General features: G+C 59.8%; 22 protein-coding genes. 11 read left to right on the forward strand and 11 right to left on the reverse strand.

Annotated features, from left to right (window positions below):
- The first annotated feature begins 214 nt into the window (after nucleotides 1-214).
- Both GKA01_RS00095 and GKA01_RS00100 read left to right on the forward strand, forming a co-directional pair.
- Complete coding sequence (locus GKA01_RS00095) at nucleotides 215-2,221, forward strand: HWE histidine kinase domain-containing protein (protein WP_146858018.1); 2,007 nt, start codon at nucleotides 215-217, stop codon at nucleotides 2,219-2,221.
- Nucleotides 2,222-2,244: 23 nt separating this feature from the next.
- A complete protein-coding gene (locus tag GKA01_RS00100; RefSeq protein ID WP_146858020.1) occupies nucleotides 2,245-2,616 on the forward strand; it encodes a response regulator in 372 nt (123 codons plus the stop codon).
- Between the two features lie 24 nt (nucleotides 2,617-2,640).
- Here the strand turns inward: GKA01_RS00100 and GKA01_RS00105 are convergent, their stop codons facing one another.
- Nucleotides 2,641-2,928, reverse strand: coding sequence for a SelT/SelW/SelH family protein (locus GKA01_RS00105; RefSeq protein ID WP_146858022.1), 288 nt, complete (start codon nucleotides 2,926-2,928; stop codon nucleotides 2,641-2,643).
- Nucleotides 2,929-3,042: 114 nt separating this feature from the next.
- Here GKA01_RS00105 and GKA01_RS00110 point away from each other — a divergent pair, with 114 nt between their 5' ends.
- Nucleotides 3,043-3,840, forward strand: a complete 798-nt coding sequence (locus GKA01_RS00110) for an acid phosphatase (RefSeq protein WP_146858024.1) — start codon at nucleotides 3,043-3,045, stop codon at nucleotides 3,838-3,840.
- 49 nt (nucleotides 3,841-3,889) lie between these two features.
- Here the strand turns inward: GKA01_RS00110 and GKA01_RS00115 are convergent, their stop codons facing one another.
- The 3 genes from GKA01_RS00115 to GKA01_RS00125 form a co-directional block, all read right to left on the reverse strand.
- A complete protein-coding gene (locus GKA01_RS00115; protein ID WP_146858573.1) occupies nucleotides 3,890-5,287 on the reverse strand; it encodes a chloride channel protein in 1,398 nt (465 codons plus the stop codon).
- 279 nt (nucleotides 5,288-5,566) lie between these two features.
- The gene (locus tag GKA01_RS00120; RefSeq protein WP_146858026.1) at nucleotides 5,567-6,460 is read right to left on the reverse strand and encodes a cation diffusion facilitator family transporter; all 894 of its coding nucleotides are present in this window, start codon (nucleotides 6,458-6,460) and stop codon (nucleotides 5,567-5,569) included.
- 9 nt (nucleotides 6,461-6,469) lie between these two features.
- Nucleotides 6,470-7,522, reverse strand: coding sequence for a cation diffusion facilitator family transporter (locus GKA01_RS00125; RefSeq protein ID WP_146858027.1), 1,053 nt, complete (start codon nucleotides 7,520-7,522; stop codon nucleotides 6,470-6,472).
- A 166-nt stretch (nucleotides 7,523-7,688) separates the two neighbouring features.
- Between GKA01_RS00125 and GKA01_RS00130 the strand changes: the two genes are divergently transcribed.
- From GKA01_RS00130 to GKA01_RS00140, 3 genes are all read left to right on the forward strand, one after another.
- Nucleotides 7,689-8,270: a DJ-1/PfpI family protein gene (locus GKA01_RS00130; protein ID WP_146858029.1), complete on the forward strand. Its 582-nt coding sequence runs from the start codon at nucleotides 7,689-7,691 to the stop codon at nucleotides 8,268-8,270.
- Nucleotides 8,271-8,334: 64 nt separating this feature from the next.
- Complete coding sequence (locus GKA01_RS00135; protein WP_146858031.1) at nucleotides 8,335-8,964, forward strand: TIGR00645 family protein; 630 nt, start codon at nucleotides 8,335-8,337, stop codon at nucleotides 8,962-8,964.
- Nucleotides 8,964-10,571, forward strand: coding sequence for an NAD(P)/FAD-dependent oxidoreductase (locus GKA01_RS00140; RefSeq protein ID WP_146858033.1), 1,608 nt, complete (start codon nucleotides 8,964-8,966; stop codon nucleotides 10,569-10,571). The genes GKA01_RS00135 and GKA01_RS00140 overlap by 1 nt, the downstream gene beginning before the upstream one ends.
- Here GKA01_RS00140 and GKA01_RS00145 read toward each other — a convergent pair.
- A complete protein-coding gene (locus GKA01_RS00145; protein ID WP_146858035.1) occupies nucleotides 10,568-11,854 on the reverse strand; it encodes an MFS transporter in 1,287 nt (428 codons plus the stop codon). The genes GKA01_RS00140 and GKA01_RS00145 overlap by 4 nt on opposite strands.
- Before the next feature lie 285 nt (nucleotides 11,855-12,139).
- On the opposite strand from GKA01_RS00145, the gene GKA01_RS00150 reads away from it, so the two are divergent.
- Complete coding sequence (locus tag GKA01_RS00150) at nucleotides 12,140-13,111, forward strand: EAL domain-containing protein (RefSeq protein ID WP_244289145.1); 972 nt, start codon at nucleotides 12,140-12,142, stop codon at nucleotides 13,109-13,111.
- Nucleotides 13,112-13,150: 39 nt separating this feature from the next.
- Here GKA01_RS00150 and GKA01_RS00155 read toward each other — a convergent pair whose 3' ends face one another.
- On the reverse strand, nucleotides 13,151-13,546 hold the full coding sequence (locus GKA01_RS00155; protein WP_146858037.1) for a hypothetical protein: 396 nt from the start codon (nucleotides 13,544-13,546) through the stop codon (nucleotides 13,151-13,153).
- Nucleotides 13,547-13,700: 154 nt separating this feature from the next.
- Nucleotides 13,701-14,405: a pirin family protein gene (locus GKA01_RS00160; RefSeq protein WP_146858039.1), complete on the reverse strand. Its 705-nt coding sequence runs from the start codon at nucleotides 14,403-14,405 to the stop codon at nucleotides 13,701-13,703.
- Nucleotides 14,406-14,714: 309 nt separating this feature from the next.
- On the opposite strand from GKA01_RS00160, the gene hemA reads away from it, so the two are divergent.
- A complete protein-coding gene (gene hemA, locus GKA01_RS00170) occupies nucleotides 14,715-15,932 on the forward strand; it encodes a 5-aminolevulinate synthase (RefSeq protein ID WP_146858041.1) in 1,218 nt (405 codons plus the stop codon).
- A gap of 116 nt (nucleotides 15,933-16,048) precedes the next feature.
- Here the strand turns inward: hemA and GKA01_RS00175 are convergent, their stop codons facing one another.
- Complete coding sequence (locus tag GKA01_RS00175) at nucleotides 16,049-17,926, reverse strand: Hint domain-containing protein (protein ID WP_146858043.1); 1,878 nt, start codon at nucleotides 17,924-17,926, stop codon at nucleotides 16,049-16,051.
- A 318-nt stretch (nucleotides 17,927-18,244) separates the two neighbouring features.
- Between GKA01_RS00175 and GKA01_RS00180 the strand changes: the two genes are divergently transcribed.
- The 3 genes from GKA01_RS00180 to purF are packed head-to-tail and all read left to right on the forward strand — an operon-like array spanning nucleotide 18,245 to nucleotide 20,577.
- Complete coding sequence (locus GKA01_RS00180; RefSeq protein ID WP_146858045.1) at nucleotides 18,245-18,547, forward strand: hypothetical protein; 303 nt, start codon at nucleotides 18,245-18,247, stop codon at nucleotides 18,545-18,547.
- Nucleotide 18,548: 1 nt separating this feature from the next.
- Nucleotides 18,549-19,112, forward strand: coding sequence for a CvpA family protein (locus tag GKA01_RS00185; RefSeq protein WP_146858047.1), 564 nt, complete (start codon nucleotides 18,549-18,551; stop codon nucleotides 19,110-19,112).
- A gap of 25 nt (nucleotides 19,113-19,137) precedes the next feature.
- Nucleotides 19,138-20,577: an amidophosphoribosyltransferase gene (gene purF, locus GKA01_RS00190; RefSeq protein WP_146858049.1), complete on the forward strand. Its 1,440-nt coding sequence runs from the start codon at nucleotides 19,138-19,140 to the stop codon at nucleotides 20,575-20,577.
- Nucleotides 20,578-20,664: 87 nt separating this feature from the next.
- Here the strand turns inward: purF and GKA01_RS00195 are convergent, their stop codons facing one another.
- From GKA01_RS00195 to GKA01_RS00205, 3 genes are all read right to left on the reverse strand, one after another.
- A complete protein-coding gene (locus tag GKA01_RS00195) occupies nucleotides 20,665-22,887 on the reverse strand; it encodes a histidine kinase dimerization/phosphoacceptor domain -containing protein (protein ID WP_194265782.1) in 2,223 nt (740 codons plus the stop codon).
- Nucleotides 22,888-23,094: 207 nt separating this feature from the next.
- Entirely contained in the window at nucleotides 23,095-24,591 is a 1,497-nt protein-coding gene (locus GKA01_RS00200; RefSeq protein ID WP_146858051.1) for a S10 family peptidase, read from the reverse strand.
- Nucleotides 24,592-24,710: 119 nt separating this feature from the next.
- Nucleotides 24,711-26,114 carry a class II fumarate hydratase gene (locus GKA01_RS00205; RefSeq protein ID WP_146858053.1) on the reverse strand — a complete coding sequence of 468 codons (1,404 nt, stop codon included), beginning with the start codon at nucleotides 26,112-26,114 and terminating at the stop codon, nucleotides 24,711-24,713.
- Nucleotides 26,115-26,190: the final 76 nt, after the last annotated feature.

Genomic DNA, 26,190 nt, shown 5'->3' on the forward strand with positions numbered 1-26,190 from the left:
CTGGATGTTCCAATATGAAAACAGCCTTCTTGGTTGGCTCTCTGTTCGGGAATGCACGGATCAGATAGACGTATGGCGATGTCATGCGGGGCATGAGGTGCGTTCGGGAAAAAAGAATTTGAAGCCAGTGCTTTCGTCGACCGCACATTCGCCAGAGGGGTTGTCAGCGGGGTCTCCTTCGACCGAAGGTCTGCTGTCAGGGGCCTTCCCGGGTATGTCGGCCGATCCTGCCGCATACGGCGATCTGCAGGCGTTTTCCGATCTTGATCTGGATGATATTGCTGCGGCTGCTGCTGCACTGTGCCGAACCCCCGTTGCCCTGATCAGCATTCTGGACGGGGATCAGCTCTGGTTTCCGGCGCGGGTGGGCACCGATCAGGCACAGGGTCCGCTGGCCCATTCGGGCTGCGCGGTTGTGATTGACCGGCGGGCGCCGGTCGTCATCGGTGACATGACAGCAAACCCCGCAACGCAGAACAGCGAATTTGTCCGTGGCGAGACGGGCATTCGGTTCTATGCCGGCTATCCGCTTTTCACATCGGAAAACGGCGTTTTGGGTACGTTGTGCGTCGCGGATATGCAGGTGCGACCACAGGGCCTGTCCCAGCAGGAACATGACGGTCTGGCGGCGCTGTCCCGACAGGCGATGCGGCTGATGGAACTGCGTCGCCAGACGCTCGCACAGGCGCGACGGCTGGAGGCCCAGCAGATCCGCCGGGAGCGTGCGGCCCGGCAGGCGAAGCAGGCGGATGCGGAACGGCGCCGGGCCATGGAGAAATATGCCGTGCAGCAGGCTGCCGGCGCTGCGGGCGGTGTCGGAATATTCGAATATAATCTGAGCAGCGGAGATGTTGATGTCTCTCCGGAAATTTGCCGGATCATCGGCCTTCCGGTTGCTGAAATCCTGACTGCCGCGGAATGGTGTCAACGCGTGCATGACGCGGACCGGCACCTGATTCCCGCCCTGTCCGAACTGCTGGACGGTTCCGCACCTCTGAAGCTTGAATATCGCATCATTCGCGCCGACGATCACAAGGAGCGCTGGGTCCTGCGTCAGGGCGTCCTCGATCGTGATGACGCCGGGCGTCCGATCCGTCTGATCGGAACGCTTCAGGACATTACGCCCGAACGCTTGGCCACCAGCAGGCTGACAACGCTCCTTGCGATTGGCGATGTGCTTCGAACGGCTACCACCCGTCAGGAAGCGCTTGTCGCAGCCTGTGCCATGCTTGGGAAAAGGCTGGATGTGCAGCGCGTCGGCTTTTCGGCAATCGCAGTACGGGATCAGGTTTTCACCGTTGAGCAGGGCTGGTGCGCCGACGGAGTGTCCCCCGTATCCGGAGCCTTTTCATTTCAGGCATTCCGCAGGGTGGCCGATTTCCTGCGTAGCGGGGCCGTCCTTATCCTGAACGACCTTGCCGCCGTGGAATGGCTGGGGGAGGAACAGGAGGGATGCCGCGCCATACAGGTCAATGCTCAGATCGTTGTTCCAAAAATGGAACATGGGGAGTTGACGGGCTGCCTGTTCGTTCACAGCGCGACCCCCCGTGACTGGACGCTGGACGAAACCTCCTTCATCCGCATGGCGGCCGAGCGGATCTTCACGGCTCTGGAGGAATGGGACATCGAGGCACGTCAGGAGATCGTCAATCGCGAAATCCTGCATCGTCTCAAAAATACCCTGAGCATCGTGCAAAGTCTGGCCCATCAGGGCTTCCGGAATGTGAACGATCAGGGACCGCTGATCACATTCACGTCCCGTCTGGTTGCGCTGGGTGCGGCTCATGACCTGCTGATGCGACGGAACTGGCAGTCCACCGATCTGGCCAGTCTGGTCTCTGGCGTTCTGACTCCTCTGGGGATTGAAGGGCGTGTCCGTATCTCGGGACCATTTCTCAAGCTGGGTCCGGATACGGCGACGTCCTTTTCGATGCTGCTTCACGAACTGGCGACCAACGCCATGAAATACGGCGCTCTGAGCGTGCCTGAAGGCGACGTTTCCGTTTCATGGGTAATCGGGAATGTCGATGGCGAAGCAGTCATGTCCCTTTCGTGGCGTGAGAGCGGGGGGCCTTTGGTGACCCCCCCGAGCAAAACGGGATTCGGAGTGCGTCTGCTGCGTGCGGGTCTGGGGCGTTACGGGAAAACGGAACTTCATTATGCCCCGACGGGTTTATGTGCAGACCTGACTGCGCCAGCCCTGGCGCTCGCAACGGTCTGACCACAGCGGGAGACCTGTGATCCATGCCGGCGGCCTCTGATACACGTCCGACCATTCTGATCGTCGAAGACATCGTGTTCATTCGCATGATGACGGAAGATTATTTTGAGAATGCCGGTTTCAGAACCCTTGGGGCCCGGACGGCTGACGAGGCCATCACACTGTTCGAAACGGACCAGTCGATCCGATACCTGTTCGCCGACATCCATTTGCCGGATGGTGACGATGGCGTTGCACTTGCCGCCATCGTGCGCAAACGCTGGCCCCCTGTGAAAATCATCCTGACATCTGCTGACATGCCAGCCAATGAGGTCCGGCTGCCAGTACGGGGGCTGTTCGTTCCCAAGCCCTACAGTCTGGACCGGGTCAGGCATACATTCGAGACGATGGCCTGATATCCCGGCGTCACGACTGTTTGGTCAGGGGGCAGGGCGGTCATTGTGGCCCAGGTCGCGATCCGGATCGATAATATCACGGACGCGCTGTTTGAGTTCTTTAGGTCCGGGAAATCCGCCGTCGCGCTTGCGCTCCCAGATCAGCACGTCACCAACATGAATCTCGAAACGCCCTCCGGTATCAGGGATCAGGGCAACCTCCCCAAGCGCCTGTCCAAATGTGGAGAGGAGTTCCTGCGCCATCCAGGCCGAGCGCAGCAACCAGTTGCACTGTGTGCAGTAGCGGATGGAAATGCGGGGAGGAGATGTCATCGGATGATCCTGTCATGAGGCTTTCATATGGGAAAGCCTATGCTTGGGGCGTCGTGAACATTAAAAAAGCGCATTGGCTTTCCGTTTTATAGTTCTGACTGGAATTTCCGGCCCATGCATTCTGCTTCTCGTTTGTCTGTTGCGCTGCTTCTCTGCGCGACTGTTCTCTCGGCCTGTGCGCCTTCCATCAGCCATACGGCCAGTGTGATTCCCGATGCAGCCGCGCCGGATGAACGGCTGGTTCTCGCGCCGCCGCCCGCGCCGAACAGCGCCGCTCAGATCGACGATGACCGTGTTTTCCGCGCCACGCGGGCACTGAAGGATACGCCGCGCTGGACACTCGCGCAGAACGACGCCGATCTGGAGCCGGCCCATGTCGTCCGTGATTTCTCCTGCGCGGTCGGTTTCGATATCGATCTGGCAAAAGCGCCGCATCTGTCCCGTGTACTGGAGCGTATCCGCCATGCTGTCGGGCATCGGACATCCGAGGTCAAAAAATACTGGCACCGGACCCGCCCCTTCGTGGGAACGGATCTTCCCATCTGTACGCCAGCCGAGGGCCTGGGACTGCATTCGTCCTACCCGTCAGGTCACACAACCGCAGGGTATGGCATGGCCCTGCTTCTGGCGCATCTGATGCCGGAACATGCGGCGACGATCCTTCAGCGTGGACGCGTCTTCGGTGAAAGCCGCGTCGTCTGTGGCGTCCACTGGAAATCCGATGTGCAGGCCGGATATCTTAATGCGTCGTCGCTTATGGATACCCTGATGGCTCTTCCAGAGCTTCAGGACGACCTTTCCGCTGCCCGCCGTGAATTGCTGGCAATGCAGAAAACGGCTCCAGCTCCCGCTGCCGGACAGTGCGCTGTGGAACAGGACGCTGCAGCGCACTCCATGCTGACGGAACCCTGAACCTGACGGACCCTGCGCCCCGGAAGGGGCTCAGGGTGGCAGCTATGAGTCAGGATGCGGCTTTTTCGTTGCTGGCTGACGCCGGCTCTTCCGGCGCAGGATTTTTTGGCTCTGCCGGCGGTCGGCCATGATGACTGCCCCGATCATTGGCTTCCATGAAACGGTCTGCAAGGCTGCTGTAAAGTGAATGGGGGCAGATCATCTTTGATACGCCAAAAGCCAGAAACGACGTGGCGAGCAGGGCCAGAGTGACCTGCTGGTTATCGCACATCTCCATGACGATGATCGTCGCGGTCAGCGGCGACTGTGACATGCCGCAGAAATATGCGACCGTTCCGAGAAGCACGACCGCACCCGGCGTCGTATGGGGCAGGAACTGCTCGACCCAGCCACCGATTCCAGCACCAATGGCGAGGGACGGAGCAAACATGCCTCCCGGAATTCCGGAGCAGTAAGAAACGACCATCGCCAGATATTTGAGGATGAAAAACGAAGCAGGGTAATGCTCCGTACCATTGAAAATGGCACTCGCCTGATCATAGCCGGTGCCGTAGGTCGCCCCCTTGGAAACAAGTCCGATCACGGCGAGCACAAACCCGCAGGTGGCGGCAAAAGCGATCGGATGCCGCGCGGCGAACTGGCCGATCCGGCCCGGAATGCCATGTGACGCCTTGATGAGGATGGCCGAAAAGCTGCCGCCCGCCAGACCACCCAGAATGCCGCAGGTCAGAACTGCGATCCAGGCCGTTCCCACCGGAACGTCCACATCCGCATGGCCGAAATAGGTGTAGTTCCCGATCAGCGCGATCGCGGTAACGCCCGAAAGCACTACCACGGTCAGGGTGCGTCCGGAGGTCTTCTGTTCAAAGGAGTGGGACAGTTCCTCAATGGCGAACATGATACCCGCCAGAGGCGTATTGAAGGCTGCGGCCATGCCCGCCGCGCCGCCGGCGAGGATCATGCTGCGGCGTGCCGCAATGTTCGACTGTCCCAGTACGCGTGAGAAAGCATGCATGATGGACGCGCCCACCTGCACACTCGGGCCTTCACGGCCGATGGATGCGCCGCAGATCAGTCCAAACGACGTCAGCAGGATCTTGCCCAGTGACGTTCTGAGCGACAGGACACGGTCCACGACCGCGACATTCTCGATATGCAGTGTGGAAATTGTCTGGGGAATGCCGGAGCCCTGCGCACCCCGGAAGATGGTACGCGTGGCCCAGGTAATGAGGGCAAGACCCAGCGGGGTCACCACCAGCATCGCCGCAGGGTGCCAGTCTACGATCTGATGACGTACTCCGGCTGCCCAGTCGCCGAGTCTCGCGAAGAGAACGGCAACGATTCCCACCAGCACGGCGCCCAGCCAGTAAACCGCCGTGCGCCGCCACTGGTTGGTGGTTACCTTTGCCGAACGGCGAAGATGAAGGATGCGGTCCTTGCGGCGCATGGCATGCTGTGAAGGGCGACCATCCGCTGCCGTCGGTTCGGGAATTGGGGAGGCGACAGGCGGTGTCAGATGTGAATCGGCCAATAGTCGAACGTCCGGCGGGAGAGGCTGCGGAAGTTACGCCCGGTTCAGACCCGTGCGCTGATGATCTGCACCTGCCACCAACGCGGGAAGAGGGTCAAGAGTTCTCGGCCAATCAGTCCGGCGTGGCCGACTACGTTGTGCACTGTGTCATAAAACGCACAGTCAGGAAGGACGGACGCACAGGACAACCCGGTGTTACGTCAGGACCAGGGCCCCGGAATGTTTGGCCTTGTCTTCCGGTTCGACATGGATGTGGATGGAGGCACGGCCGAGTTCCGAGCGGATTGCCGCTTCAATCTGGTCGCAGATTTCATGGGCGTCATGCACTGTCAGCGCACTGGGGACCACGAGATGGAACTCCACGAAAAACAGCGTGCCCACGCGCCGGATCCGAAGATCATGGGCTTCAAGGGCGCCATCCGCACTCCCTGAAATCACGGTCCTGACGGCTTCCATCTGTTCGGGTGAGGGCGCTTCGTCCATCAGGCCGGACAGGGAATGCCTCATCATGGAAAACCCCGCGCGCATGACGTTCAGCGCCACCAGAGCCGAGAGAGCAGCATCGAGACGGTCCCATCCCAGCAGCGGGATCAGCGAAACGCCGATGACGAGAGCCACCGTCGCCCAGACATCCGACACCACGTGCTCGCCCGAGGCCTGAAGAGCCTGTGAAGCCTGTTTCTTTCCAACCGCGATCAGGATGCGGCCCCAGGCCAGGTTGACGAGACCGGCAAGCGCATTGAGCGCCACACCGGCGAATGGAGCGTCCACGGGATCGGGATGACGCCAGTCATGAACGGCGATAACCAGAATGCCGATGGCCGTCAGAACGACCAGAACGCCTTCGATGACTGCGGACAGATATTCCGCCTTGCCATGACCGTAGGGATGGTTGTCGTCAGCCGGGAGTGCGGCCACGGACATGGCCCAGAGTGTGCCGATCGCCGCAACGACATTCAGAATGGTTTCGATTGCATCGGACAGCAGGGCCTGCGAGCCGGAGACCGCATAAGCGGCATATTTGATGACCAGCACCGCCACGCTGAGCGCGATGGAAGCGCGGGCAATCGTTATGCGGGTGAATGTCATGACATGTCCTCAGCAGCAGGGCTGGTGCGTGTCGCAGACCGAGGACGGTGTTTCAAGCTGGAAAGTGGGGTGGGCAATGTCAAAACGCGTCCGCAGCAGCTCCGAGGCCCGGACGATCAGTCTGTCGGCGCTGACCGGATGTGCGACATCACAGACAAGATGGACCGTCAGGGCGGTGTCTGTCGTGCTCATCGCCCAGATATGCAGATGATGCAGCCCGCTTACCCCGTCGAGTGACAGAAGAGCAGTCTGTACGGCATTCGGATCAATACCGGCCGGAACGGCATCGAGCGCAAGATCCAGCGAGTTCCGCAGCAGCGACCATGTCCCTACCACGATGGAAACGGACACGATCAGGCTCATGATCGGATCGATGATCGTATAGCCCGTAAAGGAGATCAGCAGCCCGGCGATCACGACCGAGAAAGCCATGACCGCATCCGACGCCATATGGAGGAACGCACCCCGGATATTGAGATCGCTTGAGGCGCCTTTCATGAAGAGCAGCGCCGTGACGGCATTGACCGCGATCCCGACGAGCGCCACCCAGCTCACGATTTCTCCCTGAACCGGCTGCTGCGAAAACAGACGTAGAGCGGCCTCCCAGATGATCCCGCCCGTGACGAGCAGCAGGATCGTAGCGTTCGCAAGGGCGGAGAGAATGGTGGACCGGCGCAGACCATAAGTGAAGCGCGTACTGGCCGGGCGCGTGGCCAGTACCTGCGCCAGCCACGCTGCGGCCAGACCCAGAACATCGGAAAGATTATGCCCCGCATCTGCCAGTAGGGACAGCGAGTGCGCCCAGACGCCCCATAGCGCTTCTCCCGCCACATAAGCCGTGTTCAGGGCGATCCCGATGGCAAAGGCTGTTCCGAAATTCGCCGGCGCATGGACATGCTGATGCCCGAATCCGAAGCCATGACTGTGTCCGTCGCAGTCACCATGGCCGTGATCCTCATGACCGTGCTGGTCATGCCCCGCATGGTCGTGCCCGGTATGGTCATGCGGCGCTGCGGTGTCATGATGCTCGTGATCGCAGGCGTGGTGGGGATCTGAAGTCATGGAAGCCAGTTTAGCAGGGATGAGGGCATGACCTTATCGCATGTGAGCCGACCGTCCCATCTCTATATCCTCATGCAAGACGATACGGTACGAAGCGTGGTGTCGTTAGAAGCAGAACAACGGCCGCAGCCCTCAGGACTGCGGTTATAAAGAAGGACAGAAAACGATGGCTGAAAAACGTATTCTCATCATCGCGGGTGATTTCGTTGAGGATTACGAAATCATGGTGCCGTTCCAGATGCTGCTTCTGGTCGGGCACAAGGTGGACGTCGTCTCGCCGGGCAAAAAGGCCGGAGAGCAGGTCGTTACAGCGATCCACGATTTCGAAGGCCATCAGACCTACACCGAAAAACGCGGCCATAATTTTACACTGAACGCGACCTATGCAGGCGTGACGGCAGACGCTTACGACGCGCTGGTCATTCCAGGCGGACGTGCGCCGGAACAGCTCAGCACCGATGAAAGCGTGCTGGATCTGGTGCGCGCTTTCGTCGAGAGCGGCAAGCCGGTGGCCGCCGTGTGTCACGGTCCGCAGCTTCTGGCCGCGGCGGGTGTCATCAAGGGCAAGAAGATTTCGGCCTATCCCGCCTGTCGTGCGGAAGTGCTGCTCGCCGGGGCCGAGTATCAGTCCCTCCCTATGGATGGTGCCGTGACGGACGGGCAGTTCGTCACCGGCCCGGCATGGCCTGCGCATCCGGCCTGGATCGCACAGTTCCTCAAGGTTCTGGGCACGCAGATCACACCGTAAGGGATTTACGCCCGGCGTTCACAACACTGTGGCGAAAAATCACCTGAAATCGTAGAGAGGAAGCATGACGACTTCCTCTCCTTCTCCCGATCCTCAGTCTACCCGACGTACCGGCAGTTTCGGCCGTGCTGAAGGTGTCATGGAGCGTGCCTTCTTTGCGACCCGCTGGATCGCCGCACCGCTCTATTTCGGCCTGACGATCGGGCTGTTGCTGGTGGCGTTCAAGTTCTTCCAGCAGTTGATTGGACTGGTGCTGAAGGCGACGGGGCTGGACTTCGACGATGTCTTCGTCGGCGTGCTGGACCTGATTGATCTGGTCCTGTTGGCCAATTTGCTGCTGATCGTCATGTTCTCAGGTTACGAGAACTTCGTTTCCCGTCTCGATATCCGTAGTCATGAGGATTATCCGAGCTGGATCGGGCATGTCACGTTCGGGGACATCAAGATCAAGCTCATGGCCTCGATCGTGGCGATGTCCGCGATCCATGTATTGGCGGATTTCATCCGCGTGGATGAGACCTCGACGCGCGCTCTGGAATGGAGCGTGGGCATTCATCTCGCTTTCGTGGTTTCGGGCGTGCTGATGGCCATCATGGACCGGATCATGGAAGGCTCACCGGATACGCATCATGCCGATCCTGCGCCGCAGGTTGCAGGAAAAGCCGCGGCTGATTCGGAGAGCGGGCACCACTGATGATCCGAGTAACTGAACTGCGCCTCCCGCTCGACCATCCGACGGAGGCGCTGCGCGACGCCGTGCTCTCGCGTCTGAACATCGCGTCCGAAAACCTGAAGAGCCTGACTGTGGCGCGTCGCGGATATGATGCCCGCAAGCGTGGCCATATCGTGCTTGTCTATAACGTGGACTGCGACGTCGCAGACGAGGCTGCGGTTCTGGCCGCCCATGCGGGCGATCAGCATATCCGCCCCACACCGGACACGACCTACCATCTGCCTGAGGCGACGCTGCCCGAGGGAATGCCACGTCCCGTCGTGATCGGGGCCGGACCCTGCGGGATCATGGCGGCGCTGACGCTGGCGCAGGCCGGTCTGAAACCCATCATCATCGAGCGTGGCAAGGATGTGAAGGCGCGGACAGTCGATACGTTCGCCCTGTGGCGCAAATCCGTTCTGACGCCTGAGAGCAACGTGCAGTTCGGTGAAGGCGGAGCCGGGACCTTCTCGGACGGGAAACTCTATTCCGGCGTATCGGATTCCCGACATCTGGGGCGGCATGTTCTGGAAGAATTCGTCCGTGCGGGTGCGCCGGAAGAAATCCTGACCATTTCCAAGCCCCATATCGGCACCTTCCGTCTGGTCACGATGGTCATGTTCATTCGCGCTGAAATCGAGCGTCTGGGCGGCGAGTACCGTTTCGAGACGCGCGTCGAAGGGTTCGAGACTGAAGGTGAGGGCACCGGGCGTCGCCTTCGGGGCCTGAAACTTTCAACAGGTGAGATCCTTCCAGCAGAACGCGTGATCATGGCTGTGGGACATTCAGCGCGTGACACGTTCGAAATGCTGCGGGACGCGCAGCTGGAGATGGACGCCAAGCCGTTCTCCATTGGCGTACGCATCGAACACCCCCAGTCCGTGATCGATACGGCCCGTTTCGGGGCCAGTGCCGGTCACGAGATGCTGGGGGCTGCGGATTACAAACTCGTCCATCATGCCTCGAATGGCCGTGCGGTCTATTCGTTCTGTATGTGCCCCGGCGGTCAGGTCGTGGCGGCCACATCCGAGGAGGGGCAGGTCGTCACAAACGGGATGAGTCAGTATTCCCGGGCCGAGCGGAATGCCAATAGCGGCATCGTTGTTGAAGTGAAGCCGGAACTGGACTTTCCGGACGACATTCTGGGCGGAATGGCCTTCCAGCGCATCTGGGAAAAAGCAGCGTTCGTCGCAGGTGGCAGCAATTACAATGCACCAGCCCAGCGGGTCGGAGACTTCCTGGCCGGGCGTGCTTCCACGTCGCTGGGGGACGTCGTGCCATCCTACCAACCGGGTGTGACGCCGACAGACCTGACGCTCTGTCTGCCGTCCTTCGTGACGGATGCCATCCGCGAAGCCCTGCCGCAGTTCGAACGGAAGCTCCGCGGTTTTTCCATGGACGATGCGGTCATGACAGGCGTGGAAACACGGACCTCATCCCCGATCCGCGTGCGTCGTGACCATGAAGGGCAGAGCCCCACACTGCGCGGCCTGTTCCCGGCTGGCGAGGGCGCGGGCTATGCCGGGGGAATCCTCTCCGCGGGAATTGATGGCATCCGCGCCGCGGAGTGGCTCGCGGCCTCTCTTTAAGAGGCCGTTTCGTCGCCTTCCATGTGCTCGCCGGGAAGTTCTTTCGGACGGATCAACGCGATCGCACCGGTCACCACACTCGTCGTCAGCACGAAAATCTCCGCTGACAGTGGCAGGGTCAGGGCCGTGGGGCCGAACATGGGAACAAATTTCTGCGCCATGCCCTGGCCGATAGAGCCAAGGGCGTAGCCCAGTCCCATGCCGAAACTGCGTGTGTCGGACGGGAAACGCTGTGCCAGATAATGCGGGACCAGCGCGAAGATGCCCGATGCAGCACCTCCCATAACAAAGGCGGCAATCAGCAGCGTGTTCCAGCCCGGCGCACTCAGGAACGGCCAGATCGTCAGCATCACAACAATAAGTGCGCTGAGCATGACGCGGACTTCCCCAAACCGTTCGGCAAGCCATCCGCACAGGACTTTTCCGCCAAAGGATCCGGCGCAGTAGAGCGTAACGGGCCAGAAAACGGCCTGCTGGGACAGATGGTGGCTGCCGCGAAGGATGGTCGGATAATAGGTATAGATCGCGGCCTTCTGGAACTCGAGAAAACCCATGAAGGCAATGGCCTGAAAGGCCGCGCCCGTCAGCTTGAACCTGGGACGCAGTTTGGCTGGAGCACGGGGCTCGTGTCGCTGAGCCAGACGCGCTTCACGATTTCGAAGCCAGACCGGGCTTTCCGGCACCCCGATCCGGATGAAAAGAGCCAGAAGTGTCGGGGCCAGACCGATGAAAAACAGCACCCTCCAGCCGTAATGCGGAAGAACGAGCGCCTGCACACCCGCCGCTGCGAAATAGCCGACCTCATAGCCGGACATCATGAGCGAAGACGCCATCGGGCGCGTCCAGGCCGGAACGCTTTCCATCAGAAGTGCGGCAGACGCTGTCCATTCGCCACCAAAACCGATTCCGAACATGAACTGGATTGCCATCAGCACATAAAAGTGATGTGTCAGGCCCGTCATTGCGGAAAAGACAGCGAACCACACGACACCAAGCATGAAAGCAGGCTTGCGCCCATAACGGTCAGCCAGCCATCCCCAGCCCGTATTGCCCAGGGCCCGTCCGATGGACTGGCCCATCAGCACGGCGCCCAGATCCGCAATGGTGCATCCGAGATCATGAGCGATGTCGGGCAGCGTGAACATCAGCGTGGTCTGGTCGAACGCGTCGAGAAACCAGCCAAGAAAAGACGCAAAAGTAACCTGCCAGTATGGGGCAAGGGCACGCAGGGAGCTTCTGGACGGCGAGGGTACGGCGGCGGAGCAGGTTGTGGCATCCGTCATGCAGAATGGTCCTGTATCGGCAATGGTATGATCTGTACCGAGGGTTATCAGAGACCCGGAAGAGCTCCGGACATAAAACCGTAGCAGCTTTGTCCGGATTGATCGAACGAAGAGTTCCATCCGAACCGATGTCTATACTGATGGATCCATAAAGGACCATTTCGGACGAAGTGCATCAAAAAGCGCTGCGTCATTAAGGAAAAATTAGGCTCTTGGACCGCATTGTTCGCCCCATGAAAAACGGAGGTGTCCGCATTGGATGATCTAGGACAGGGAGCGAATTTGGTGTTGGCAGCCCCTCAGGACCTGCATGCCGCTCGCACTGTGATGGACGATGGGCTGTCCGAACCGCTGGCGGGAAGTTCCGGCTTTCCACTTCCCATCACGGCGTCGAGTGCCGGAATGTTTGCGACGACCCTCAGGAGTCGGAGAGCCCGTCAGAAAAGCGCGCTCCCCCCCCTCCGGTGGCTGCCGCGTTTTATGATGGGACGGGCAGGAGCGGACAGGGTGATTGGCGCGCAGGTGGATATGAGCCAGCTCTGGCTCTCCGTACCACGGCGGACCCTGCGCAAAAGCCGGCGCAAGAGCCTCGGCCAGCAGCAGCGGGAATTCGATACCGACCTTCTTGGAAATGCCTGTGCACAGGCCGCAACGTGGCCGGATAGCATGCGACTCATGGTGTCGCTCGAGGACGATCAGGCTCCGGATGGAGATTTCAACGGCCGTCTCAACGGCGTTCTTGAAGCGAGTGGCTTTCCTGTCAGCAGGCTCGACCTGGTGTTCCAGGAGAGCGGCCTGGCTCAGGAAGACAGGGAGACTTGCTATACCCTTTCCGCACTGCGCGATCAGGGATGCCAGATTTTCCTCGGAGGATTTGGAAGTGCGCCGTCCAGTCTGAGTCTGCTGCGCGAACGGGCGGTCGGGGGGCTGCTGGACGGCGTTCAGTTCGACGTGTCGATGCTGGCACCGTCCGGAATATCATGGCAACAGTCCGGGGAAGCCCCGGTGCTGGACGAAGCAGCTGTCCTGTTCTACCGCGCGGCCCTGGAAGCCGTTAAGGCACTCGGACTGAAGGTGAGGGGTATCGGGGTCGATCTGCCGGATCTTCTGGCTTTTGCGCAGAAAGCTGGTTTCATCGAGGCGTCCGGAAGCATTTTCGCTCCCCCGGAGACGACTGCCCAGATTGGCGATCGGTTCGAGGAAACCGCAGGCCGTCCCCGTCGTCGGCGCATGGCAAGAACGGCAGAAGGCCTCTAGGGGGCTCCCGCCGCTCTGTCGGCATCGGGCAACCCCTGTTCAGTTGATCTTGCACTGATAGCTGAACAGGCGCTCCGGGTTTTCCCGAAGCATGGAAGCAAGCATCGGAATGACTTCCGTCAATGCCGTCTCAACGGCCTCTGGTGACTGCCCCGTCTCTTCACAGATACGGTTCATCCGGCGCTCACCCATCAGATCTTCGACCTGCTCGGGCGTAAGCGGTGTGGAAGGAGGCGTCCGGATCTCGCTGATGGTCGTTGCAAGCTGACAGTCTTCCTTCATCATCTTGATGGTGACTTCCGTCAGTCCGGACCGGTCAGTGCTCGCGCCACTCAGCCAGTCGCCAAATCGCGTAAAAACTGAGGTTGCGGCCTGCGCCTCTGTCCGCGTTCCGCCTGTCCGAGGGCGTGTGGTGTCAGTGTTCTGTGTGGTCATTGTCAGGCTCCTCTTTCAGGAGAAAACGGGCCTTTGCCGGGCTGGTGGCCCTGACGCTGGAACGTTCCTCCCGCAAAGAGGCTGCATGACCGCGCCAACACCTTTCTGTGTGATGTGTCACAGCCTCCAGCAACGCCTTTCCTGACCGTGTGCGTCAGTTCAAAGCCGCACTTTCCACCAGAATAAGCTCCGCGTCTTCGCGGGCCGTAATCACGATTTCCTCTACATCATGCAGGGCCGCGCCATCCCGATGGCCGACAGTGCGCCCCTCGATCTCGACGCTGCCTGTCGCAGGGACGAGGTACGAAAACATGCTGCGGTCCGTCTTGAACGTGACGGTCTCGCCCGCTTTCAGTGTGGCTCCGAGCACACGGCCGCGCGTGCGGATGAGAAGCGCGTCGTCTTCGCTGAAGCCTGAAGCGAGAGGCACAAAGCGCCCATCGCGTTCATGCCGCGGAAAAGGTCGCGTACCCCAGGACGGCGTACCGCCGGTCTCATCAGGAATAAGCCAGATCTGGAACAGGGTTGTCGGTGTGGCTTCACGATTGAATTCGGAGTGGATGATGCCGCTGCCAGCCGACATGACCTGAACGTCTCCCGCTTCCGTGCGTCCCCGGTTTCCCAGACTGTCCTCATGAGTAATGGCGCCCGTGCGGACATAGGTAATGATTTCCATGTCGCGATGAGGGTGAGCGCCAAAGCCCTTATGGGGTGCGATGAGATCGTCGTTCCAGACCCGCAGCCGGCCCCAGTGCATGCGGTTACGGTCATGATACTCGGCAAATGAAAAATGATGCCGCGCGTCGAGCCATCCGTGATCGGCATGGCCAAGGGAAGTGAACGGCCTGATATCTAACATGGAGAATTGCTCCTGGGTTGATGTCTTGCCTTCTACAATGGGCTATCAGTAGGCTCTAGAAAATGGAAAGGATGGAAATGTAAAGTTTCCAAAAATTGCATAACAGCCTTGCCCGATCCAGAGAGTGGCCGGATCGTGGAGCTGCTGTGGGGATGGACAGACGCCTGTCTTTCAGTCTGGTTCATCGTCATGGAATGTGGCGCTCCACGCCTTCAGATGCCTGGCAGACTGAGGGGGGCTGGCTTATCTGGAGAGAGAGCTTGGCGAGATCGTGTCACAGGATTACAGTGCCGGGCAGGAGAAAACGCGATGAACTATGATGCGATGTTTCAGTCCGCTCTCGACGGTCTGCATGCGGATGGCAGCTACCGTTACTTTGCGGATCTGGAGCGCCGGGCAGGCAATTTCCCGAAGGCTTTCCATCATGGCCTGGGCCGTGATGTCACCGTCTGGTGTTCGAACGATTATCTCGGCATGGGGCAACATCCCGAGGTCCTGAAGGCCATGCATACAGCCCTGGACGAGACCGGTGCCGGAGCAGGTGGAACCCGCAATATTTCCGGCACGAACCACTATCATGTGGAGCTGGAAAAGGAGCTGGCGTCCCTTCATGGCAAGGAAAGCGCGCTACTGTTCAATTCAGGCTACCTGTCAAACTGGGTTACGCTTGGAACCATCGCTGGACGTTTGCGCAACTGCGTCGTGCTCTCTGACGAACTCAATCATGCGTCCATGATCGAGGGCATCCGCCATTCCCGTGCGGAGAAGCAGATTTTCCGTCACAACGACGTGGAAGATCTTGAACGATGCCTGAAGGACCTTCCAGCAGATGTCCCGAAGATCATCGCTTTCGAGTCGGTCTATTCGATGGACGGCGATATTGCCCCGATCGAAGCTTTCTGTGATCTGGCCGATAAATACGGCGCCATGACCTATCTCGACGAGGTTCATGCGGTTGGCATGTATGGTGATCACGGTGCTGGCGTGGCCGAGAAGCTCGGGCTGTCCCACCGTCTGACGGTGATCGAGGGAACGCTTGGCAAGGGCTATGGCGTGGTGGGCGGCTATATCGCGGCATCCGCTGCGCTCTGCGACTTTGTTCGGTCCTTCGGGTCCGGCTTCATTTTTTCCACCGCCCTTCCGCCGATGATCGCAGCGGGTGCTCTGGCCAGCGTGCGCTATCTTCGTGGAAGCAGCGCGGAACGTGAAGGACAGCAGCGCGCCGTAGCGTATCTGCGACAGTCACTGGACAAGGCCGGCATTCCCCACGTCATGAACCCGAGCCATATCGTACCGGTCATGGTTGGCGAAGCTGAGCTGTGCCGGAGCCTGTCCGATGAGCTGCTGAACCGTTTTGGCAACTATATCCAGCCCATCAACTTCCCAACGGTCCCGCGCGGAACGGAACGTCTGCGCATCACGCCGACACCGCTCCATACCAACGAGATGATTGATGAGCTTGTTGCGGCTCTGGCAACCGTCTGGCAGGAGCGTCAGCTCAAGACCGCCAAATCTGTTGCCGCCTGAAATAGCTTTCCTTTTACGGCAGGGGTCACTTCTGACCCCGCATCTTTCTCTAAAGAAAAAGGCAGATCCCGGTAAGGGATCTGCCTTTTTCTTTGTCAAAGTCTGAAGAGACGGGATCAGGCGGCAAAGCGCGCCTGAGTGTCTGCCTGGACACCATGACCCAGAATCTGGAGGCTCAGAATACCGCCGGATGTCTTCAGCAGAGAGCCGAGATCCAGACGGGCATTTCCACCAGTCCAGCGCGCGTGGCTGCTCTCGATGCTCCACCAGCCGTCAGCATAGGGGTTGGCGAGGTGGTCTGTGACACGATGCGTCTGCTCACCCGTCCAGACCCTAACTTCACCTACCAACACGCCAAGCATGCGTCGATCATCAACGAACGGCCCGATCTCATCGGCCGGTCGGCCTGCGGAGCTGATGATGCGAACATTCTGGCAGCCCTCAGGCAGCATGAACACGAACTGCTCGCCCTGAGTGCGGATCGGGTAAAGAGCTGTGCCATCCTGCAGAACAAGACGCGTCTCGTTTGCCATTCCATTGGACGGAGCAATCTGCGGGCGGGCGTAACCGAGCGTCTCTGCGCGCAGGGCAATTGCGGCGAACAGGGGTTCGACATGCTCACGGTCCGTCAGCAGGGGCGCCGCAGCGTCCTGCTCCCAGCTCAGCGGGCGCAGACGGCTGACCGTGTTGCCTGCCATCAGGGCATCAGGGCGATGACCGGCATCCAGGAAGCTTTCGGACAGTGCACCATTGGCGATCAGAACCGAATGACGGACCGTCTCGATATGGTAGTAGTCATAGTCCGTGATGGCATGGTCGTAGACGATGCTCATGCCGTTCACGAGCATACGGGCAGGAACGAAGCCGCCTTCAAGCATCAGGCAGTGTTCCGGCGTGACCAGAAGATCACGGCTGGGAACGCCATCAGACAACGCACCGGCGCGGATACGGACCGGAACGGCGTCAATATCGGCATAGCCGCTCTTGCCAACGGCGGTATGAGCGTGCCCGACACGCACAACCATCTCGCTGCGGGTTTCACCATTCTCATAGACCGTGACCTGGTCGCCTGCGACAAGCGTCTCGATGGCGCGCTCGCCTTCCGGCGTCAGGATCATGCTTCCGGCGAGGTAGCAGATCTGGCCGTTATATCCAGTTGCGCCGTTGACGACGCTCCAGCTTCCGTCCGCATTCTGGACAATGGTCGGTGTGCCCGGAGCAGAATTCGGACCAAAGGATACGTTCGAAAGCGTAATGCCGTTGCCATACTGGTCGAAAGCTACAGTCAGCGTATACGTGCCATTACCGTTCGACGTGAACGTGGCGCTCAGCGGCGTGGATTTGCCTGCGTCGATGGTGATGACGGATGCGGCATCATAGCCCGTGATCGGCGTGCTGATGGTGTCGTTGTAGTCCGAAAGAACGAGCTGGCTCGAAGCGCCGTCCACGGCATCGCGGCCGAAGGTGACCTGGCCACCTGCACTTTTACCGTTGACGTACAGGGACGCGCCGTTCTGAAGGACCGTCGTAAGGCCGGAGTCCATCGTGAACTGTGCGCTTGCGCTGCCCAGTGTGGAGCCGTCCAGAATCAGCGTTCCCGTACCGTTAATTGTAGCGCTGTTGATCGTTACGCTCGGGTTGCCGCTGATCTGCAGGGTGCCGTTTACGGTCGTGGTGCTGCTCAGATTCACCGCATTGGCCGTATCGATGTCGAGCGTTCCACCCTGGGCGACCGTGAGGGTGTTGACGTTGAACACTGTTGCGGTGCTGTCCTTTGATGTTGCCGTGACATCAAGGGTTGTTTGCGCGGCGACCGTCAGTGTTTGAAGCTTCTGGGAGATAAATTGGTCAAACTGAATGGTCGTGGCGCTTCCGTCAGGCGTCGTGCCGGCGAGGATATCGATCCAGGCTTCGTCCTGTGGAATCTTGTTGTCGCTCCAGTTTGAAGCGACGAACCAGTTCCCTGTTGCACCACCGATCCAGCGATTTGTCATGTGATTAAAGCCCTGATGTGTGTGGACTGCTCCCTTTGAAAAATGGGGAATGGTCCGCACTTGGTTTATGCCGTGTTAATTTCAGGGCGAGTTAATAAATAGGTAACTTAAGCGCAAGGGGTTAAGTTTGAAAAAAATTAAAACATGATTTTGGAAAAAGAAAAGTCCAGGTTTTTCAATTGTTTGCAAAAACATTGAAAATTTTACATAATGTCTGTCGTAGGAACTTTTTGTCCGAATCTTGTCAGACCGAAACGGCGAAAGGAATCCAAGGCAGAACGGGTTGCCTGCCAGCGGCCTTACGCACATCATGTGCCTATGGCATCACAGGAAAAATCGGCACCATTCCGGAAAAACCGGAAGGCCACCCGGCTTTCACAGAGGCTCGGAATTTCCGGGGCATCCTGTGTTCTGGATGTCATGGTCAATGACCGCGCAGCCCTCGTCCGGGACAGCGCGGCCTTCATCGTCCTGCTCGAGAAGATCTGGAAGACCCGGGACGTGGAGGCGGCTCTGGTTTGGGAGGAACTGGATGAGCGCATCCGGCTCTCCGACGAGTTGCGCGCAAACGGCATCCGTCCCTACAAGGGCGGCCGTTTCCGCTCAACGAAGCTCCCGTAACATGCCAGCGTTGCCAGACCTGTCTCATATCACTGCTGCCGATCTGACCCGTCTCGACATCGCTGCTCTGGTCATCATAGGCCTTTCGGCGTTGTGGGGGCTGACACGGGGCTTTGCGACCGAACTTGCAGGGCTGCTGGCATGGGTGGGGGCAATTGTCCTGACCTATAGGTTCCATGGGCTGCTCGCGCCGTACCTGGAGCCCTATCTTCATCAGGGGGCTCTTGCCGAAAGCGCCAGCACAGCAATCTTGTTCGTGGTCGTGCTGCTCGTGTTCACGATGCTGGGCGCGCGGGTTGGCGCGGCGACGAGGGGTATTTTGTTCGGCGGTGTGGATCGCATTCTGGGCGCGGTGTTCGGATTGATCCGCGGTTATGTGGCCCTGATCGTGCTTTATCTTCTGGCTGGCTCTTTTTTTGGCTCATGGATGACCTATGTGATGCAGGGAAGCCTCATTGGTCCCTACATTGCCGCCGGGGCGACCCATCTCACAGGTTATCTGCCTCATTTCCTGCAACCGCATCTTGCGTCCGAGGTCACAAGCGGCCATGAGGCGTCCTTGTGAAACCAGTCCGGAAAGGCCGCGCCGCATGACCCAGTCCGACAGTCTCAACCGCCCGTATGAAGAGTGCGGAGTTTTTGGCGTCTGGGGTGTGCCTGATGCATCGGCCCTGACAGCCTTGGGCCTGCACGCCCTCCAACATCGTGGACAGGAAGCGGCGGGCATCGTCAGTTTCGATGGCGAACGGTTCCATCAGCATAAAGGTCTGGGGCTCGTCGGTGACGTCTTTGGAGACAGCCGCGTCATGGCGACGTTGCCCGGCGGTGTCGCGATCGGCCACAACCGCTATGCGACGACGGGCGGCACGCATGTCCGCAACGTCCAGCCGCTCTATGCCGATTATGAATTCGGCGGCCTCGCCGTCGCCCATAACGGAAACCTGACCAATTCCGCGACGCTCAAACAGGCGCTGGTCAAGCGCGGATGCATCTTCCATTCCTCTACGGATACGGAAGTCTTCATCCACCTGATCGCCATTTCGCTCTATACGACCGTGCTCGACCGCTTCATCGATGCTGTCAAACAGGTCAAAGGTGCGTATTCGCTGATTACGCTGACCCCGGATGACGGTCTGATCGGAATGCGTGATCCGCTGGGCGTGCGTCCTCTGGTTCTGGGACGGATGCCCGGTCACGAACAGGGCAATGGTGGCTGGGTTCTGGCCAGCGAAACCTGCGCACTCGATATTATCGGCGCGGATTATGTCCGGGATATCGAACCGGGTGAGATCGTTGTGATCAACAACGAAGGCCTGCGCTCTCTGCGTCCGTTCGGAGACCAGGGCGGCCGGTTCTGCGTGTTTGAATATATCTACTTTGCCCGGCCTGACTCCGTTCTGGAAGGTCAGCCGGTCTATGAGGCGCGTCGCCAGATCGGGTGCGAACTGGCGAGGGAAAGCGCAGTGGACGCCGATGTCGTCGTGCCGGTGCCAGATTCCGGTGTGCCGTCTGCGATCGGCTATGCAGCGGAAAGCGGCATTCCGTTCGAACTTGGCATTATCCGGAACCATTATGTGGGACGGACATTCATCGAACCGACCGATCAGATCCGCAATCTCGGCGTGAAGATGAAACATTCCGCCAACCGGCCCATTCTGGCTGGCAAGCGCGTCATTCTGGTGGATGACTCGATCGTTCGCGGCACGACTTCACGCAAGATCGTGGATATGGTCCGTGCGGCGGGCGCGACCGAAGTGCATATGCGCATCACCTCTCCGCCAACGAAACATGCCTGCTTCTACGGTATCGACACGCCGGAAGAGAGCAAGCTGATGGCCGCCACGCATACCCTTGAGGAGATGGCAAGGGCGATCGGGGCTGACAGTCTCGCCTTCGTCAGCTTCGACGGACTCTACAGGGCGCTCGGACATGCCAACCGTGCGGAAGGCGCGCGTCGTTACTGTGACGCCTGCTTTACCGGCGACTACCCGATCGAGCTGGTCGACAAGGAAGGCAAGCTTGTTGCCTGAACGCCATCGTTTTCGGAACAGGACCTCAAAAAGGCGCCGGACCTAAGGGTCGGCGCCTTTTTGCATATCCGAAAAACAAAGCCGCATTCAGGGATATGGATAGGGAGACCGGGAGAGCGCCGCTTCCGTATCAACCTCGGACTCCTTCGGATGGATGGATTCCAGCGGTAAAGTCACCACGGCTTCGAGGCCCGGATTAAGCGTCGTGTAGGTGAGGGTCCCGGAAAGACTGCTGACCACGGCTGTCATCATCCGTGTCCCGAAGCCTGTTCCCTTGAGCTGTGGAGTAGCTTCACCCTGATCGGAAACGGTCAGGATCAGCCGGTCTCTGGTCTGGGAGAGGCCGACATACAGCGGACCAGCCTTGCCGTCATAGGCATATTTACTGGCATTGATGATCAGTTCGGTCAGGACGAGGCCGATATTGATCGCCCGGTCAGCCGAAATCACAACTGGAATGAGGGAGAGGTGGAGCTGCGTGTGCCATTCCTCCCCCAGCGAAGAGCAGAGCTCTTCCATCAGCTCCTCAAGATAACGCCCCAGATCCACGACACCTAAATGTTCGTCCCGATACAGGCGTCGATGGAGCAGGCCGATTGCTGCAACGCGGTGCTGGGCTTCTGTCAGCGCGATCGTAGTGTCTCCGTGAGAGGCACTGTGCGCCTGGAGTTTCAGGAACGACGCCACCATCTGAAGCGAGTTCTGGACACGGTGATTGACTTCGCGGATCAGGAAGTCTTTTTGCTGGAGCAGATTTTCACGCTCCTCAAGGGTCGCAGCCAGTGTTGCATTAAGCTCCCTGAGCTGATGGGTCTGGTAATCCGCGATCAGGACGCGACGCAGGCGGCGCGCGGCCTGTTTCTGTTCGGCCGTCCAGCGCAGGCTGTGGCCGCGGATCGTCTGCTCCCAGGTCCGGAAAGAAGTCCGCGGTCGCAGAACACCGTTATCTTCGGCGCTGCCCTTATGCGGATTGCCTGCCCACTCGATGGTCTGGATGATTTCGACGCGACTCCAGATGAGACATGTGGGCGTACGGAAGGGGAGCGTGATGGCAAGGAGGCCTGCGGAGCGCTCCGGCCATTCGGCGGCAGGCGGGTAATCTTTCTCCAGAACGGCACTGGTAAAAACACCGCCACTGGTTCCCATTCTCAGCCAGTCATGCAGCCTGTGCAGGGTTGTGTTGTCTGGAAGCACGCCGCTGCCAGTAATGGTCTCGCCGCTGATGACCGCAAAGCCGTTGCAGGGGAACAGGGACTGCAGTTCGTTCATGAAGCTGCGCAGATTGCTCTCGATGGGAAGGCGGGCATCGAAGTGCGATGTCACGAATTCCATGGAATTGCGCAGGCGCAGGCGCTCCTGATAGGTGACCAGCTCCTCTTTGTTCCGCAACTGCCGCGACATCACGCCTGCCAGTGTCCGGCAGGCCGCGCGCACGTCCTCCGGCAGGCGGCGGGGCGTTGCATTATGGCAGGCAATCAGGCCCCACAGCACTCCGTCCACAACCAGCGACACCGAAGCCGAAGCCCGGACGCCCATATTGGCCATGTACTGAAGATGGATGGGTGAGACGCTCCGGAGCTGCACGTCGCTGAGGTTCAGTCCCGCAAGCCCGGCTTTCGCCGGACGGAGAGGGGCCGCTTCATAGGTGATGTCCGGAATGACGCGGATGCGGTTGCGCAGGTAGAGCGCACGAGCCTGCGCCGGAATATCGCTGGCCGGGAAGTGATGGTTCATGAGGGAGGGGAACGCATCGTTCCTGCTTTCCCCGACGACACGTCCCGTTCCGTCTTCCATGAAGCGATAGACCAGAACACGGTCGAATCCGGTAAAACGCTGGAAAATCGCCGCACCCTGACGACAGACCGATGCCGTATCCGGGCAGCGTTCAAAGCGGTCCGCGGTCCGGTCGATTTCACCAAAGATGTCCCAGGTGAGAAGATTGTGCGGCTCGACCGGTTCGAGTTCAATGAGAATATGCGCATCCTGATTGCGCCGAAGAACGCTGAAAGTCTCGCCTTTCAGGCCTGGAATCCGCAGATCGGAGAGGGAGAGGTGTTTTTCGTCGTGTAAACGGGCCGATGAAACAGCAAGGATTTTCGCCAGAGAACAGCCAAGCCACTCAGGGGCAAGGCGCGTCTCGATGTCACCGGCCCCCCCGACGATTTTGAACGTTGTGCTGTCCGCGATCAGTAGAAGACCATATGGCTGAATCGCATCGGGACGATGAATGGGCTCACGGTCGCAGGACGTCGTGACAGCATGTTCCAGCGAATATTCTGTCTCGGAGACAGCGGTTCGCTGGCGGGTCAAATGAAAGCCCGCCCCGGAAAAGAAGAGGTCGTCCGCGGGGCAGACTGTCTGCAGTCATCAGCGACAGTTCGAAAAACAGCAGACATGGAGAGCACTCAGTTTGCGATTGTCATTGCCCGCAGGGAAAACCCCGTCCGGGGAGGTCCAGATATCATCCTGTCTATTATCTGTTCCTCCGCCGGGACTGTCAATTTATGACATTATGTTTCAGGGTTGGCGGCTATCCGCCTGAATCCAGGACGCGACATCTGCCGAGAGGGCATGACGGCTGGCCGGGCGGGTGTAGAGCATGTGACCACCCTGATAGAGATGCAGGGAGACGCGGTCCGATCCGACGGTCAGGTGGTCCTTCATCCAGCGTGCGGTCGCGAACGGGCAGGCCACGTCATAATAGCCGTTCGCTACGAAAACGCGCAGACCGGGATCAAGAGCCAGAAGGCGGTTCAAAACCGGGATCTGATGGATCGGAGAGGGACCACCCGCGCTCCATTTCCAGCTTGAGTTCACCTTGAAGGACAGCAGATCGTAGGTCAGGGGGGTCTTGAAGCCGAGGTCGTTTGCGGCATAGCCCGAGAAGGCGTTGCCATAAGCGCGACCAAAGCCGAACAGCGTCGGATCTGGGCTCTCGTCCAAGCCGTCTGCCGAAGGATCGGCGATCGACTGCGTGAAATCATAAAGCCCATACAGGCGTCCGTTCCGGGACATGATGTCATGCGAGCCGATGGCCGGGATTCCGTGCTGGCGGGCAATCACGTCCTGCGGCAGGCCGGTGCGCTGGGCGATCTCGGCATAAAGCGCCTGACCTTCGCTACCCGACGGGAGCTTGCCGGCGATTTTCGGCAGATAGGTGTTCAGGGACCACTGATAGGCGTCTTCGGCAGTCTTGTCCGTCACGTTCGGACTCTGATGCGATGTGATCAGGCTAGGCATCATGAGGGCGGCGGAGAGCGGGTTGTCGTCTGAATCCAGCAGGGGCATCTCGATGGCCGGGGAGATCATGACGATGCCATTGAGCAGGATGCCCTGTTCCATCTGGAGCGCATTTGCGACCTGAATGGAACGGATGCCGCCATAGCTTTCACCCACGAGGTAGTGCGGGGAGGCTTCACGACCGTTGGCCGACGTCCACAGGCCGATGGCTTTGGCGAAGGCGCTGGCGTCCTGCTTGACGCCGTAGAACTGGTCTCCGGCCTTGGCCGTATCGGTGGGGCGGGAATACCCTGTGCCCACAGCGTCGATGAAGACCATGTCAGTGACGGGGAGCCAGCTATCGGGGTTGTCACCGAGCTGGGCATGGGTGCCGTCCGTTGGGTCCTTGGCAGGCATGGTCAGGGCCTTGGGGCCAGCCGCGCCGAGGTTCAGATAGGCCGTGGCCGCACCCGGACCGCCATTGAAGAAATACGAGACCGGGCGTGTGCCAGCCGGGACGCCATCCTTCGTGTAGGACACATAGAACATGCGGGCCGTAGGCTTGCCGTCGGGGCCGCGCAGGATGAGCGTTCCGGCATGAGCGGTGTAGGCGATGCCGTTCAGATGATGCTGGGTGATGGAATCCGCCGGGAGCAGGGCGGGCTCGCCCGTAAAGGCGTCATTTGCCTTCACGGCTTCAACCTTGGCGTCGGTCTTGGGGGCATCGGCCGCCGCAGCCGTGCAGACAGGGGAGAGGAGCGTTAAGGCGAGCAGGGCTGCGCGGCGGGTCATCATCTGACGGGCATCTCCGGGAAAAAACAGGAAGAGTCCGCCCTATCAGTCCTGAGGCGTAACGGCCATCGCTTCCGCATGAAGTTTTCGTCATGCGGAAGCAGTTTGAAGCTGGCGTTCAATCAGGTTCCGCGGGGCGTGATGTTGGGGCGCAGCATCAGGCGCGGGTCGGCGACGCGGTCATACTCTTCGGATGTCATGAAACCCAGTTCCAGTGCGGCTTCACGCGGGCTCAGATCCTTTTCCATGGCGTGATGCGCGACTTGTGCGGCGCGGTCATAGCCGATGGCAGGCGAAAGCGCTGTGACGAGAACGAGCGAACGCTCCAGATCCTGCTTCAGCTTCTCCGTATTGGCTTTCGTGCCTTCGACGAGGAACCGGCGGAAGTTTTCCGACCCATCATGCAGAAGGGTGATGCCCTGCATGATGTTGTGGATCATGAGCGGTTTGTAGACATTCATGTCCAGCATGCCCGCAGCCCCGCCCAGCCCGACCGCAACGTCATTGCTCATGACCTGAAGGGCGAGCATGGCCAGCGCCTCGGCCTGCGTCGGGTTGATCTTGCCCGGCATGATCGACGATCCCGGCTCGTTCTCCGGCAGGTGCAGTTCACCCAGACCGGCTCGCGGGCCGCAGGCGAGGAGGCGGATGTCATTGGCGATCTTGAACAGGCTGCCTGCCGTCGTGCGCAGCGCGCCTGATAGATGCACGAGTGCGTCATGTGCGCCCTGAAGCGCGAACTTGTTCTCACCTGCCGTGAAGCCGAGGCTCGTCAGCCGTGCGATTTCCGTACACGCGCGGCGGTCGAAGCCTTCATCCGTGCTGACGCCCGTGCCCAGTGCCGTGCCGCCGAGGGCGAGGGGGAACAGACCATCGCGGGCCTGTTCCAGACGGGCGATATTGTCCGTCAGCATCCCGGCATAGCCGTGCCATTCCTGACCCAGCGTGATGGGAACGGCATCCTGAAGATGTGTGCGGCCGACCTTGACCAGATCGCGCCATTCCTCGGCCTTGGCGGCCATGGCGTCGCGCAGGCGGGTCAGGGCCGGGATGAGGCGGCGATGCGTGCCAAGGACGGCCGCGATATGCATGGCGGTCGGGAAGTTGCAGTTGGTGGACTGCGACATGTTGACGTGATCGTTCGGATGCAGGGGCGTCTTGCTGCCGAGCGGATTGCCGGTGATCTGACAGCCGCGGTTTGCGATCACTTCATTGACGTTCATGTTGAACTGCGTGCCCGAACCCGTCATCCAGACATGCAGCGGGAACATCCGGTCATGCTCACCCCTGATGATCTCGTCACAGACAGTCTGGATCAGATCGGCCCGGTCCTGCGACAGGCGACCGCTGGCGGCATTGGCCGTCGCGCAGGCGCGCTTCATGATCGCATAGGCCTCGATCATTTCATGCGGCATCAGCTCGCGGCCGATGCTGAAATATTTCAGGGAGCGCTGGGTCTGCGCGCCCCACAGCACATCGTCAGCGACGTCGATCGGGCCCATGCCATCGGTTTCGGTGCGGCTCATTGTCTGTTTTCGGCTTTCCTGCGGGTGATCGGGCTCATTTCATCGCGGAAATTATCGCACAATCGCCGCAGGACAA

This window comes from Gluconobacter kanchanaburiensis NBRC 103587 (genome assembly GCF_007988905.1).
In the GTDB taxonomy this organism is placed as follows: Bacteria; Pseudomonadota; Alphaproteobacteria; order Acetobacterales; family Acetobacteraceae; genus Gluconobacter; species Gluconobacter kanchanaburiensis.

Bases quoted from the DNA above. Each gene is read 5' to 3' on its own strand.
- GKA01_RS00095 (WP_146858018.1), top strand. From the start codon at position 215: ATGTCGGCCGATCCTGCCGCATACGGCGATCTGCAGGCGTTTTCCGAT.
- GKA01_RS00100 (WP_146858020.1), top strand. From the start codon at position 2,245: ATGCCGGCGGCCTCTGATACACGTCCGACCATTCTGATCGTCGAAGAC.
- GKA01_RS00105 (WP_146858022.1), bottom strand. From the start codon at position 2,928: ATGACATCTCCTCCCCGCATTTCCATCCGCTACTGCACACAGTGCAAC.
- GKA01_RS00110 (WP_146858024.1), top strand. From the start codon at position 3,043: ATGCATTCTGCTTCTCGTTTGTCTGTTGCGCTGCTTCTCTGCGCGACT.
- GKA01_RS00115 (WP_146858573.1), bottom strand. From the start codon at position 5,287: ATGCGCCGCAAGGACCGCATCCTTCATCTTCGCCGTTCGGCAAAGGTA.
- GKA01_RS00120 (WP_146858026.1), bottom strand. From the start codon at position 6,460: ATGACATTCACCCGCATAACGATTGCCCGCGCTTCCATCGCGCTCAGC.
- GKA01_RS00125 (WP_146858027.1), bottom strand. From the start codon at position 7,522: ATGACTTCAGATCCCCACCACGCCTGCGATCACGAGCATCATGACACC.
- GKA01_RS00130 (WP_146858029.1), top strand. From the start codon at position 7,689: ATGGCTGAAAAACGTATTCTCATCATCGCGGGTGATTTCGTTGAGGAT.
- GKA01_RS00135 (WP_146858031.1), top strand. From the start codon at position 8,335: ATGACGACTTCCTCTCCTTCTCCCGATCCTCAGTCTACCCGACGTACC.
- GKA01_RS00140 (WP_146858033.1), top strand. From the start codon at position 8,964: ATGATCCGAGTAACTGAACTGCGCCTCCCGCTCGACCATCCGACGGAG.
- GKA01_RS00145 (WP_146858035.1), bottom strand. From the start codon at position 11,854: ATGACGGATGCCACAACCTGCTCCGCCGCCGTACCCTCGCCGTCCAGA.
- GKA01_RS00155 (WP_146858037.1), bottom strand. From the start codon at position 13,546: ATGACCACACAGAACACTGACACCACACGCCCTCGGACAGGCGGAACG.
- GKA01_RS00160 (WP_146858039.1), bottom strand. From the start codon at position 14,405: ATGTTAGATATCAGGCCGTTCACTTCCCTTGGCCATGCCGATCACGGA.
- hemA (WP_146858041.1), top strand. From the start codon at position 14,715: ATGAACTATGATGCGATGTTTCAGTCCGCTCTCGACGGTCTGCATGCG.
- GKA01_RS00175 (WP_146858043.1), bottom strand. From the start codon at position 17,926: ATGACAAATCGCTGGATCGGTGGTGCAACAGGGAACTGGTTCGTCGCT.
- GKA01_RS00180 (WP_146858045.1), top strand. From the start codon at position 18,245: ATGGCATCACAGGAAAAATCGGCACCATTCCGGAAAAACCGGAAGGCC.
- GKA01_RS00185 (WP_146858047.1), top strand. From the start codon at position 18,549: ATGCCAGCGTTGCCAGACCTGTCTCATATCACTGCTGCCGATCTGACC.
- purF (WP_146858049.1), top strand. From the start codon at position 19,138: ATGACCCAGTCCGACAGTCTCAACCGCCCGTATGAAGAGTGCGGAGTT.
- GKA01_RS00200 (WP_146858051.1), bottom strand. From the start codon at position 24,591: ATGATGACCCGCCGCGCAGCCCTGCTCGCCTTAACGCTCCTCTCCCCT.
- GKA01_RS00205 (WP_146858053.1), bottom strand. From the start codon at position 26,114: ATGAGCCGCACCGAAACCGATGGCATGGGCCCGATCGACGTCGCTGAC.